This is a genomic window from Okeania sp. SIO2B3 (assembly GCF_010672525.1).
GTDB lineage: Bacteria > Cyanobacteriota > Cyanobacteriia > Cyanobacteriales > Microcoleaceae > Okeania.
The window spans coordinates 81,096-94,746 of record NZ_JAAHGH010000005.1 but is presented as its reverse complement, the minus strand read 5'-3'; the positions used below and the strand labels follow the sequence as shown (position 1 = coordinate 94,746).

Here is a 13,651-nt window from a genome sequence, read left to right as displayed (position 1 = left end):
AAGTATTAAGAATAAAAAAATTATTATTACAATCCCTCAGTAATATTTCTGGAAAACTATCCTCTCGCTTCCTAATTAAAAGCTTAGTAAAATATAGGACATATTGTAATATCCTATTAATTAATTTGCGTTTAAATCAATTTTTCAGAGACTGTTTGTAAACAAAAGATTAAGTAGTAGACTGACACATCTAAAACCCACATTCCGCACGACAAAATGTAGTATACAAAGAGGGTAAAACTTGAGTAAGTATTTAGACTTATAGTATGGGGTAAGAAGCGATGTAGCAGCCGCACTTGCTCCGCCAACGCAAATCAATAGAATGGTATAAGTTGGGAGAACTCACCAATAGACCAATTCAAAAATTGCCAAAGTTCCTCTATCACGCTTAGCGATCGCACTAATTTCCAAGCGGTTTATTCTACGACTATTCAATCATTGATTATTTTGGCTTTCTACCTCAAGTTTCTCAATTGAGCAGATAGTATCTTTGACAACTTGGAGGAAAAAACTTTAATAATTCGCTCACGTTCTGGAGTTAAATTAGATATGCTCTTAACTCCAGAATTAATCAATAAATGAATCGACTGAAAACATTGAAATATCCAACGTAATGTCGGTCTATTAGTAGGACGACCTAATTGATTTTTTACAGTAGATTTAGTTTGGTTTAAAGTTTGACGCAGTTGACGCTGGCCTAAACTATAAACCAATAAACATAAGCCCATAATTAGCCCCAAAGCTTCGATTCTATGGGGTGATTTCAGGAAGACACTATCAGTTAAAAATAGGGGATCTTTGAGAAACCTAAAACCCCTCTCAACAGATTGTTGTCCCTTATATTTAGACAACATTTCTTCTGTAGTTAGTTCCATCTTATCCAGAACATTTGTCGCTAATATAAATCGGCCTGCTCGTTTTGTTTCTAGTTCTATTTTTGACTCTCTTAAGCCCACTTCAACTTGGACTTCATAAGGAAAATCTGTATCAGATTTCGACTCTACGAATTGAACATTAATTTGTTTCACTTCGTGATATAAAAACTTTTTTAACAGCTTTCTTGTTGCTGTTTCTGCATCTGGTTGACAAGCAAACTTTTCAGATTTTAAGGTGCGCAGTTTTTTGTCAACTTCAGCTCGTTCTTTCTGGATTTTTTTCTCTAGGTTTTTCAAATCCGATTCTCGGCGTAGTTGACTTTCAACGATTAACCATCTCTGTGGAATCCCCCCATAAGTTTTTGAGAGTTCTTGATAGCTATATCCTTTAATATGACTAGGATTCAAATGCAACCCATCTATTTCTTGAACTAACTTGTGAGCTGCTTTTATACGAACTGGGACTCGGCTTAACCATCTAATATTTGTATTTTACTGGAGATTTTATTGGGTATATAAAGCACTATCTGCTACCATTAAACTGTCAAAATTCAACTGATTTTTGAAACCTTTCATGGCTTGCACAAATTGTTTTTGATCGGATTCATTTCCCGACCCAATTCTGATCCACAATGGTACATCTCCATCATTTGTACAAATTAAATCCATCATAAATTGTTTTAGATCGGGTCGTTTATCTCTTGAATATCCATAAGTAATTTTGATAGGTTTTGGCTCCAAATTTTCTATGGATTCATCCTCTTCTGTATGGTAATCTCCATGAACATGAAACGAAGTAGAATCTAGGTGGACTGTGCTTGTTTCTAGCTCATAAATTTTCACTGCTTCTAACACCACGGACATAAAAATCTCATTTAATCCTTTGTGATCAAGTTGGTCTAATACCCGACCTAATTTATCATCATTAAAATACTCTGTTTTCACGCCTGTTCCAATTAAGTGTTCTATAGCTTTTCCCTCAAAAAATCGACTAAATAAGTATAATGGAGATGACACTAATCCTAACCCATTTAAAACCATTCCTTTCACTACTTGACCCCCTGTTATTTTTTCTGGTAATTGTTCTCCAAGTAGTTGATTAATTTTTTGTTCTATACCAATCTCATCAATGATTCCTGCTACCAACCCTAAGTGGTCTATATTAGTCACTTCTATTGACATTTTCTCATCTTTTTTGATGTTCACCTTCAGCTCTAGAATTACACTTTGAGGTTTTTTTTTCAGATGTCTAAATACTTACTCAAATTTTCCCCTCTTTATATACTACATTTTGTCGTGCGGAATGTGGGCTAAAATGCTGCAATAAGTGTAGGTTGGGTTTCGTCCCTCAACCCAACAGCAATCTTTCTCCCCTACTCCCCTCTTCCCCTCCACGGTCGGGGTTAGGGGTGGGTCTCTACTCCCCTACTCCCTAATGCACCACTTAAGGTGTGTCTGTCCAGTAGTAGACTGACACATCTAAAACTGTGCAATATAGCGCTGTGCGCAGGCAACAGGCAACAGCTCCGAAAGGCAACAGAGGGAATAAAAAACCGTTTGCGCAGCATCTCCGTTGGAATAGTATAAAACTTTTAGCTATTGGACAGTTCTTGTAATTTGTAAATATGCCAGCGCACATTGCTATAGATTTTTGTTTCTAGGTGTCTTGATCTCCCCATCTCCCCATCTCCCCATTCCCCCATCTAATGCACCACTTAAGGTATGTCTGTCCAGTAGGGTGTGTGACGGCACACTAACCATTTCTGGAATAATAATCAATATATAGTCGGTTTTACACCTCACCCACTCCATACTATGGGATGATGCCTTACGTGACACTAACGCACCCTACGTGATTTAATATTCATTTTACAAACACTCTCTCAATTCCCATCAAAGGAAAATATTAATAAATGCTCAACGGTCTGCTCTTAGTACCATTAATAGGTGCGGCTATCATTAGTTTTTGGCCAAGCACTCTCTCACCAAAATTAGCCAGGCAACTAGCTCTAGTTGTGGCCATAATTAGTTTAGTATGGTCCTTAGTCCTACTGACTGAATTCAACCCACAAGATCCAAATCTACAATTCGTCGTCTTATTTCCTTGGATAGACTCCCTTGGTTTAAGCTACTCCCTAGGCATGGACGGTTTATCTCTGCCATTAGTAGTATTAAATAGTCTGTTAACCGCTATTGCTATTTACGCCACAGACAAATCAATCAAAAGACCCCGTTTTTATTACTCCCTAATATTATTGTTAGCAGTCAGCGTATTTGGAGCTTTTCTCGCTCAAGACCTACTACTATTTTTCCTCTTCTATGAACTAGAGCTAATTCCTCTATACCTATTAATAGCAATTTGGGGAGGACCAAGACGGGGTTATGCATCCACAAAATTTCTGATTTACACAGCAATTTCAGGAATTTTAATCCTAGCTGGGTTCCTGGGAGTAGTGTGGTTAAGTGGCTCATCTAATTTCGCTTACGACCAAGCAGTTGCTCATACTCTACCTTTAGGAACTCAACTATTATTATTAGGAACAATAGTCATCGGGTTTGGCATTAAAATTCCTCTAGTTCCCTTCCATACATGGCTACCCGATGCTCATGTTGAAGCTTCCACACCTATCTCCGTACTTTTAGCAGGAGTGTTGTTGAAACTAGGGACTTATGGTTTACTGAGATTTGGATTAAATATGTTCTCAGAAGCTTGGGTATATATTTCTCCATGGTTAGCAATATGGGCAGTAGTCAGTGTACTTTATGGTTCATTTAATGCGATCGCCCAAAAAGACATGAAAAAAATGGTAGCTTATAGTTCCGTTGGTCACATGGGCTATATTTTGTTAGCAAGTGCAGCAGCAACTCCCCTTAGTATTTTGGGAACAGTATTTCAAATGGTTAGCCATGGTCTAATTTCAGCCCTACTATTTTTATTAGTGGGAGTAGTTTACAAAAAAGCTGGTACCCGCGATATAGATATATTGCGTGGTTTGTTAAACCCAGAACAAGGTTTACCATTGATTGGTAGTTTGATGATTTTAGGAGTAATGGCAAGTGCTGGTATTCCAGGAATGGTTGGATTTATTTCCGAATTTTTAGTGTTTAGAGGCAGTTTCAATGTGTTTACAGTTCCTACTCTTCTATGTATGATCGGAACAGGGTTAACATCAGCCTATTTTTTACTATTAGCGAACCGAGTATTTTTTGGTAGGTTATCTGAAACAGTTGTGAATTTGCCTCCTGTAGAATGGTCAGATAGAATACCAGCCATTATCTTGATGATTTTGATAGTCATTCTGGGAATACAACCAAACTGGATGTTACGTTGGACTGAAACTGAAGCAAATACAATGAGCGTAAGTCAACCTATGTTGTCACAGGTAGTTAAAAAGTCAGCGATCGCTCCTTTACCTGTACTCATTAACTATTCTGAATAAGAATAATTTGCAGAAGAATTCTCTACTCAGAGTTATTTGTATTTTGCAATTATATCATGTCCGGATAATAGCACGATCAAAAACTTTTCCTGACTCTTTCCTCCTGACTATTCTCTCCTTTTTTATAACTATTCAACCGGACAGAATATTATGAAGTTGTTCAGAATTAAAACTATAACAATCCCAAATTAGGTTGTGATTATTTTTATAATAGTTAATTTGAACTGAAAACCTTTAAAATTATGACTCCTGACTCCTGTACAGGCATTAGCGGAGCTTTGCGTTAGCATAAGGCCATTAGCCCCTACCACTAAAATATTACAACTTAAATAGGATTGCTATATATCATTCAATTTTTGTGAAATGGAACAGGGATACAAATAGTATAAAATATCAATACTTATTAAGATAAACTCCTAAAAATAATGCTATATTTCTTGAACACTTCAGTTGTCAAGTAATAAGTAAGATTCAGCAATATTTTGAGCAATTATAGGTATGAAGTAAAGAACTATTATTTATTATATCCCTGCTCTCAAGAAAATGTAGCAAAAATGCGAGAAATTTAGTATTAGCAGCTCTAACAAATCAAAAAAATCAAACTTAGGAAAAACAATTATGACAAACACCATTTTAAAATTTAATACTCATCCACTTTCAGTCTATATTAATCGTTTAAAATCTGGTCAAGCTCTATTAAAAGATACACCAGAAAACGTCTTAGAAGTAGTCGGTATTTTGAAAAGTTATGGCATTGTATTAGATGCTTATTCCAAGAATCTGATTTATATTGCCGACCATCAATTTTTAGAATTGTTTCCCTTTTTTAAATACTTCAACGGCAAAATTTCATTAGGTAAATTACTCAAGTTTTGGTGGCACGACCGAATTAATTATGAGTATGCAGAATATTGTATGAGAGGAATGTTATGGCATGGTGGTGGAGGTCTCGATAAATACTCAGATTCACCAGAATTTCAACAACTAGCAAAAACAGTAATAGATGCCAAAATTACAGGAAATTTGATGTTAATACCACTCAATCAATTATTTCCAGAATTTTTACCAGATTTAGTTCGTCAACAAGCTTATTATAGCGCTTTAGGTCAATTTTGGCGGGTAATGAGTGACATATTTATGACCCTATCTGATAAGTATGACCAAGGGAAAATGACATCTATTCCTCAAGTAGTAGAGCATATTTTATCCGGGTTAGTAGCAGCAGCAAATTTACCAATTACCTATGCTGTAAATGTCAAAGGTAAGCGTTATGAAATAATTCCTGAATCAGTAGGTTTAACTTTTTTAGCCGATACAGCAGTTCCCTATGTAGAAGCAATTTTCTTCCGAGGTACACCATTTTTAGGAACAGTTTCATACAACGCTCAAGCTCAACAAATAGACCCCGAACAAAGTCGATTTACTTATGGTGCTTTATATGCAGATCCATTACCTATTGGAGGAGCAGGAATTCCACCCACATTACTAATGCAAGATATGCGACATTTTTTACCTAATTATCTTCTAGAAGTTTACCAAAAAACTAACCGAGGTACAGATAATTTACGAGTCAAAATTTGTCAGACTTTTCAAAAGTCAATGTTTTGTGTAACAACAGCGGCACTATTAGGATTAGCACCTCATCCTTTAGATACAGAAAATCCAGAAGAACAAGCAGCAAATCAAGCCTATTTAGAAGCTTGGATGGATCGATTTTTAACCTCACAAATACAAGTTGTTAATAGTTAGCGATCGCCTCTATCTGTACTCTAATTTTTATGATTAATGGTTCATTATTTGAGATGGAAAAACAATGAACAAATTTTACTTGAAGGTTTGAGTAATTAGGGTTTGCTGAATAAAGTATGAGTGGTAGGTGTAGGAGACAGGAGAAATGGAAATTATAGAGGAGGTAGTCGGGTATATTTGTCCCAAGATTGTTCTGCCATAATCATCCCAAAATACTAGCATGCATGAGCTTGAGCGACCGAAAACAGGCGCACTTTGTTAAAGGCCTAAAAAGGCTGAAACCAATATCTGTCAGTGCTTTGAGATTTAATCAGCAAACCCTCATTAATATTAAACAGGACTTACGCAAATTGACTTTTAAAGCACCATTTGTAGGGGCAAATGGTATTTGCCCTCGCTATATGTAGAGTCTCTGCGTAAGTCCTGATTAAATATAGATAGCAATTCCCCAGAAGCGTGAGGTACAAAATTCGTTTATTGTGCAGGAACGAACGGCCGTTAGCTTCGCAAAACTATTGTTAATGATCGTACAGGACGCTCCATGCAACGTCCGTATCTCCTAGGTCTTAGGGAGTAGTAATTCGGGAAACAGGGAAACCGGATTTGGTATTAGAAGTCAGTAGGACCGAGTCAGGAGTCGTATGGGAATAGCTTCAATACCAGTTTTTAGCTCATAAATTATCGTTTTTGTTCAAGGGACATTTCCTGTAAAATCTTTTTATCATACCTATTATTCATAACATTCTTTTTTCAAAATGGTATGACTTTTAGGAAACATCAAAAACTTAAAACTCAGACAACGAAAATTTTTCGGCGTTGCTAAATTGAAGTATAAATGCACGATTGTTTGGTTCTGGTCAAGCCCCCGCTGGTCCCCCAATTTTGGGGGACTTTTAGAGTTTTATTCCCCCCAATTTTGGGTGGCTAGGGGGGCTTGCATCATACCCATAATCAGCAACACCAATTTTTCTTTATCCCTTCTTCCTTCTTCCTTCTTTCTTCTTCCTTCTGCTGTATTATACCAAGTGAAATTGAATAATCTTAAAAATCACTCTAGCTGATTTTTAGATTGGATTTAGCTCTCTGTTTGATATCTAGATTAACTCTCAAGTTTTTCACATTTAAACACTCAATTACTCCGCTTTCCAATACAAAAAAATATAAATAATATCAATAACCAATAAAATTGGGTTACACAGATTTTTTTTAAAAAAGTGCTATATTTGGCTTATAATTTTTTATAAAAAATCCTGATGAAGAAAAAAATACCTCAATCTATATCATCTACGATCAGCCGTAAAATTATTAATCAAATATTTAGCTTATTGAAATTACCTACTATTGATAATGTAGAGACTCAACTGCACGATAAAACTGAGCAACTAGAGCAAATATATGCACAACAAAAAGCAATATACCGAGTTATCAGCAAGATTAGAGCATCTCTCGACCTAGAAACAATCTTTCGCACAACCACAAAAGAAACTTGTAGACTTTTAGGTGTCGAACGAGTCTCAGTATATCGTTTTAACGAAGACTGGGGGGGCGAATTTGTTGGTGACTTTGAATTTGCTGAAGTTGGTTGGGATGAACTTGAGTTTACAGACAAAAACACTGTCTGGAATGATTGTTATCTTCAGAAGCATCAAGGTGGTCGGTATCGCAATAATGAAACACTCATAGTAAAAGACATTTATAAAGCAGAGTTATCCCAATGTCATATTGAAATATTAGAACAATTTCACATTCGAGCATATGCCACTGCTCCTATTTTTATTAAACAAAAGCTATGGGGTATTCTGGCTGCCTATCAACATTCTAAACCCCATGAATGGGAAACTTCTGCAGTAAATTTTTTGACTCAAATTGCTGTTCAACTAGGCTTTGCAGTACAGCAAGCAGAACAACTAGCTGAAGTCGAACAACAAGCTAAAGATTTGCAAGCAGCTAGCCAACAACAAATGATTTTATTCAACTTAATCTCAGAAATTCGTGAATCTCTCGACCTTCATACTTTATTTAAAACTACTGCCAAAGAAGTCAGAAAAGCTCTAGAGAGCGATCGCGTAGGAATATTCTGCTTTAACCCAGAGAGTAACTACTGCTATGGGGAATTTGTTTCTGAAAGCGTTTTACCAGTGTATGATTCGGCCCTTTCGATTAAAGTCAACGATTATTGTTTTGGCGAACAGTATGCCATCTATTATCAACAGGGGCGTATGCAAGTGCTCACCGATATTTACAATGCTGGTTTAAAAGATTGTCATATTGAAGTATTAGAGCAATTTCAGATTAAGGCACAAATTATTATGCCTTTAATCATGGGTTCAAAACTGTGGGGACTGCTTTGTATTCATCAGTGTGAAAACAGCCGTGAATGGACTCCTGCTGAAATTAGATTTGTCAAACAATTAGCAGCTCAGTTCAGTGTCGCTTTAGAACATTCCCATCTACTCGCTCAAACTCGCTTACAAGCAGATGAGTTAGGCAACACCCTGGATGCACTTCAAGAAGCCAATCTCAAGTTAGAACGTCTAGCTCGACTTGATGGTTTAACTCAAATTCCTAACCGTCGTTACTTCGATGAATTTTTAGACCAAGAATGGCGACGAATGGCAAGACAAAAGCAATTTTTATCTCTAATTATGCTTGATGTGGATTATTTCAAACTATATAATGATCTTTACGGTCATCAAGAAGGAGACACATGCTTGATTAAAATAGCTCATACAGCTCAAGAAGTTTTGAAATGTCCGGCAGACTTGCTAGCTCGCTATGGGGGCGAAGAGTTTGCTGTAATTTTATCAAATACTGACCAAAGTAGGGCTTGTGAAGTAGCAGCACAGATTCAATCAGCCATTAAGGCTTTAGGTATTCCTCATCCTAGTGGGAAAGGGCAAATAGTTACCATCAGCCTTGGTGTTACGACTCAGATCCCTTCATTGACTCGAACACTCCATACATTTATAGGCCAAGCTGATAAAGCTTTATATCAAGCTAAACAACAAGGACGAGATTGCTGTATACATTTTAGTATGATTTCTCAAGATGTAAAGAGCTTTTAAAGTTACTGCAAATTTTCAAGTTATGATGCGATCGCAGAAATACATTTCAATAATTTACTGCAGAAAATTGCTCTTCAGATTGAATATATTATTTAAGGAACCACTACTGTTATACTGATAATTTTAGATGTTATTAACCTGACTTTAACATTACAGCGCTTTTCATTTAAGTAAACTACAAAATTCTTTTGGTGCGCGGGAGTAGGAGAATGCTTTGGCCACTGTAGTCTATCTATTTGAAAACCGCTATAATTGGTTTTTTGCTAACTATTGTACCTCTACTCAATTTACTCTCTAGAAAATCTCTGACTAAACTAACTTGTTGCTCATAAATATCATCAATATCATCTAAATTAGTACCCACTTAAACATTAATCTACAGTTTAAGTAATAGTGTATTTGAGCTATTTTTTAACTTAATGATCGTCAAACTTCTTCATTTATGTTACATGACAGAAAATCGCTATAATACCCGCAAATATCGACAAGGAATAAAATATATTGTCCAAATCGGTAAATTTATCTGGAATAACTGACAACTATTTAGAAAGTTATATGATAGTATATTCCTCTAGTTATGCTGAAAGTTGTTATTGAAGCGTGAATTCGGTGTATGAGTAAATTTTACAGGTTAATAATTATTCTATTCACCAAAAATTATCAGGGGTATATCAATACATCTACTATCTAGAGGAGTTCATAAAGTATTAAACTTGATATGAAAAATATATATCCAGGAAATCGTGTGATATTTCTCAAAAGTACCCAGATGGGAAAAAATCTAATGGTACGCTATTTACTCCCAAGTATACTCAGTGTTTTTGTACTTGGAAGTCCTACTGAAGCTGCTACCTTAGAATCTTGGCAGTTTCAAGCAAATCAGAATCGACTATCTTTTACTACTGAAGGAGGTGTTCAGCCAAAAGCACAACTAATAACTAACCCAACTCGCTTAGTTATAGACCTACCTGGAACAACTTTAGGAGGCATTAGGACTTCTCAAGTTGTCGGCGGGGCAATAAAAGCAGTGAGAGTAGGACAATTTAATTCTCAAACAGCTCGGATTGTAGTAGAATTAAATAATGGGTATACTCTTGACCCAAAACAGGTACAATTTAGAGGTATCTCTCCTAGCGAATGGACTGTACAAATACCCACACCTCAAAAGATTGCCTCTACTTCAGATATTAACCTTAAACCCCAGTCTCCACCGCCACTACCTCAAAGTCCTCAGTCTCCACCACCGCTACCTCAAAGTTCCCAGTCTCCACCCCCACCACCTAAAACTTCCCAGTCTCCACCCCCACCTCCTCAAAGATCGCCTTTACCTCCTCGCAGAATAGAGAGACCGAGTAATCAAAACATACTAAGACGAAGAAACCCTGCTGTTGTTAATCAAGTTGCTACTACTGGTACACCAACTCTAGTAGAAGATGTCCAAGTAAAGCAAGAGGGAGTAGTTCTACAAACGAGCGGTCAACTACCAGAAATAGAACTCAAGCAGAGTGTTGACCGTACTTGGATGACCATTGATATTCTGAATGCTACTCTCACAGCAAAAGATGTCAAGGCAAATCAAAGATTTAACAAATCTGGATTAACAATTACTCAACTCACTCAGCTTTCAACAACACCTGCAGTAGTTCGTTTGACGGTGAGTCTTCCAAATACTAAAACTCAATGGCAAGCTCGTGCTTATGCAGGTGGAGTAGCAATATGGCCTCAAGGAGAAACACCACCAACAATTAATCAAGCTACTGGTTTTGCTGTTGTTAAGTCAGTAGTATTGAAAAATGGTACTGATTTAGTAATTACAGGGGATCGAGCTCTAAACTATACGAATGGTTGGGATTCCGAAGAGGATGCTTATGGAATTACTATATATAATGCTAAGGTAGATGACCGATTAAAGTTACCTAGTCGAAGGGTGGGCAGTCCTTTAATTTGGGCAAAGATACGTCAAGAAGATCCAGAAACAGTAACAATTCTGGTTAAGCCTGCTACTAATGTCAAAATTGCCCAGGTAACTCAGCTAACCCCACAAAAGTTATCTTTACCCATGGGGTGGGGCAATATTGGTACTACTCCTCCTGGTTGGCGGCCAGATCCTAGACAGCAATCTTCTAGTTCCAGACCTTCAATCTTATCACGGGGAAACAGTTCATTACCCCAAAATTCATCTCCTCAGAATAGATTACCTCAAAATTCTCCAGGGAATTTACTTCCAAGACGGTGGCCTTTCCCCTGGCCTCGTCGCAACGGTCGTCCTTCTAATACTAATAATGGTAATCGTCGTTTTCCTTTGCCGAATAGATTACCCCAGCGTGATGGACGGTTAATGATAGTTATAGATCCTGGGCACGGAGGACCTACAGATTTAGGTGGAGTCGGTTTTGGTCTGCGCGAGAAGGATATTGTGTTGCCCATGTCATTGGAGGTAGCTCAAATCCTGGAGCAGAATAATATACAAGTGGTGATGACTCGTAAGACAGACCGGGATTTAGATTTACCACCACGGGCAGAATTGGCCAATCGGGTAGGTGCCGATCTATTTGTGAGTATTCATGCTAATGCTATTAGTATGAGCCGTCCTGATGTGAATGGTTTAGAGACTTTTTATTATCAAAGTGGCCAGGCTTTAGCGCAGTATATTCAGAATAGTATGTTGGAAAGTTTCCCCACAATGAATAATCGTGGCGTGAAGCGCGCTCGTTTTTATGTGCTAAGAAAGACTAAGATGCCTGCTGTATTGGTAGAGGTGGGTTTTGTCACTGGTAATTATGATTCTAGGATTCTTGCGGACCCTGGTCAACGTAGTCGTATGGCACAGGCGATCGCTCGTGGGATACTTAGATATGTTCAAGCTTATTCTCGGTAGTAAGAGGGAGTAGGGAGTAGGGGATCAGGGAGTAGGGGAGAAAGGAGAAAGAATCATAGTAGACAGGAAAAACTACTTAAGTTATCGAAAAGAATGTACTTTTTAATACACTTTTTCTCTGACAAAAACCTTTGAAAGACTTATACATAACCTATCTATTTTGTCAAGTTTTATGTTAAGAAAGATGTTGATAAAGCATAGCTTTGAAAGGGGGGAGAAGGCAGAAGGAAATTCTGACTCCTGACTCCTTCTTCAATAACTAATCCCCTATTTTTCCTACTTTTTGCAATGCTGCTCTGAGATTACCTTGGTATTCAGATAAAATCCTGTCGCCTTCTTCTTTTTCTAAACCACTCCAATACATAAAAAGTGCCAACTTAACTGAATCGTTACTTTTATTTAATAACTTTGTGGCCTCATCCCTACTCAACTCAGTTAAATCCTCAATAATGCGTAGGGCGCGATCGCGTAACTTAGTATTTTTCACTGCTACGTCAACCATACGATTACCATAAACCTTTCCCAGTCCGACCATTACTCCCGTTGATAAAATATTCAAAGCCATTTTGGTAACAGTTCCCGCCTTTAAGCGCGTGGAACCTGCCAATAATTCTGGGCCAACTACTAACCGAATATCCACATCTACTTCCAGACTAAATTGCTCTACAGGCACACAAGTAATAAATATTGTTTTTGCCCCCCTTTGTTTTGCTGCTTCTAAAGCACCATGGACATAAGGAGTTGTACCACCAGCAGTAATACCGACTACCACATCCAAATTCGTAATATGGCGCGAAGCGATCGCCTGACTACCATCTTCAAAGCGGTCCTCCAAATCTTCGGAACTACGGACTAAAGCACCTGCACCACCAGCAATAATTCCTTGTACCAAATCTGAAGGCGTACAAAATGTGGGAGGACATTCAGCCGCATCCAATACCCCCAAACGACCACTTGTACCAGCGCCCACATAAAAAAGTTTGCCACCTTGGCGTAAAGCTTCAGTAGTAATGTCCACTGCCTGAGCCAATTGTAAACGGGATGCAGCGATCGCCTCTAAAGTTCGCCGATCCTCTTGATTAAATAAGTCCACCAACTCTAAAGAGCTTAACCGGTCTAAATTCTGACTATTAGGGTTAACCTGCTCCGTTAACAAATGACCTCGTGCCTGTAAATTGTCCATTTTTAGCCTATTACTGATTAAAAAATTCTTTTTTTAGGGAGTAGGGAGTAGGGAGTAGGGACGTTGCATGCAAAATTCCTACAGAGTAGAAAAATGCTTTTGCTACTGTAGTCTATCTATGTGAAAACCGCTATATGCTGATGATCGATCCAATACGGTCTGATTTTTTCCCACTGTTCCCTGTTGCCTGTTCCCTGTTCTCTGCTATATCTTATAGTTTGACAAAAAAATCAATTAGATATATCTAAGGGTCTTACTCATGGAGAATAAAAAATACTTTTAATTTTTAAATTTTAACTTGATTTTGTACAAAACAACTATAGAACCCTTATGGTATCTTTGCACGCGGTATGTGCTTTTGGCATAGAAGTCAATCCTGGCGAATTCAGGAGATTAAGTTAGAGAATATGGCAAAAAGGTATAAAAATGCTTCCATCTCCCCTACTCCTCTACTCCTCTAC

The 13,651-nt window shown here is 37.5% G+C and carries 7 protein-coding genes and 1 pseudogene; 4 read left to right on the top strand and 4 right to left on the bottom strand.

Annotated elements, in window-relative coordinates:
* Positions 1 to 469 precede the first annotated feature (469 nt).
* A pseudogene (locus F6K15_RS06125) lies at positions 470 to 2,057 on the bottom strand (IS1634 family transposase).
* Between the two features lie 459 nt (positions 2,058 to 2,516).
* On the bottom strand, positions 2,517 to 2,714 hold the full coding sequence (locus tag F6K15_RS06120) for a hypothetical protein (protein ID WP_293058408.1): 198 nt from the start codon (positions 2,712 to 2,714) through the stop codon (positions 2,517 to 2,519).
* Positions 2,715 to 2,788: 74 nt separating this feature from the next.
* Between F6K15_RS06120 and F6K15_RS06115 the strand changes: the two genes are divergently transcribed.
* The 3 genes from F6K15_RS06115 to F6K15_RS06105 all read left to right on the top strand — a co-directional run bounded on the left by F6K15_RS06115 (position 2,789) and on the right by F6K15_RS06105 (position 9,129).
* The gene (locus F6K15_RS06115; protein ID WP_293058406.1) at positions 2,789 to 4,315 is read left to right on the top strand and encodes an NADH-quinone oxidoreductase subunit M; all 1,527 of its coding nucleotides are present in this window, start codon (positions 2,789 to 2,791) and stop codon (positions 4,313 to 4,315) included.
* 618 nt (positions 4,316 to 4,933) lie between these two features.
* Positions 4,934 to 6,064, top strand: a complete 1,131-nt coding sequence (locus tag F6K15_RS06110; protein WP_293058404.1) for a CO2 hydration protein — start codon at positions 4,934 to 4,936, stop codon at positions 6,062 to 6,064.
* Positions 6,065 to 7,317: 1,253 nt separating this feature from the next.
* Positions 7,318 to 9,129: a diguanylate cyclase domain-containing protein gene (locus F6K15_RS06105; RefSeq protein WP_293058402.1), complete on the top strand. Its 1,812-nt coding sequence runs from the start codon at positions 7,318 to 7,320 to the stop codon at positions 9,127 to 9,129.
* A 232-nt stretch (positions 9,130 to 9,361) separates the two neighbouring features.
* On the opposite strand, the gene F6K15_RS06100 is transcribed toward F6K15_RS06105, so the two are convergent.
* Positions 9,362 to 9,493: a hypothetical protein gene (locus F6K15_RS06100; RefSeq protein WP_293058400.1), complete on the bottom strand. Its 132-nt coding sequence runs from the start codon at positions 9,491 to 9,493 to the stop codon at positions 9,362 to 9,364.
* 354 nt (positions 9,494 to 9,847) lie between these two features.
* On the opposite strand from F6K15_RS06100, the gene F6K15_RS06095 reads away from it, so the two are divergent.
* Positions 9,848 to 12,007, top strand: coding sequence for an N-acetylmuramoyl-L-alanine amidase (locus tag F6K15_RS06095; RefSeq protein WP_293058398.1), 2,160 nt, complete (start codon positions 9,848 to 9,850; stop codon positions 12,005 to 12,007).
* Positions 12,008 to 12,266: 259 nt separating this feature from the next.
* On the opposite strand, the gene murQ is transcribed toward F6K15_RS06095, so the two are convergent.
* Positions 12,267 to 13,190 (bottom strand): N-acetylmuramic acid 6-phosphate etherase, encoded by a 924-nt coding sequence (gene murQ / locus F6K15_RS06090; protein ID WP_293058396.1) that lies wholly within the window; start codon positions 13,188 to 13,190, stop codon positions 12,267 to 12,269.
* Between the last annotated feature and the right edge of the window lie 461 nt (positions 13,191 to 13,651).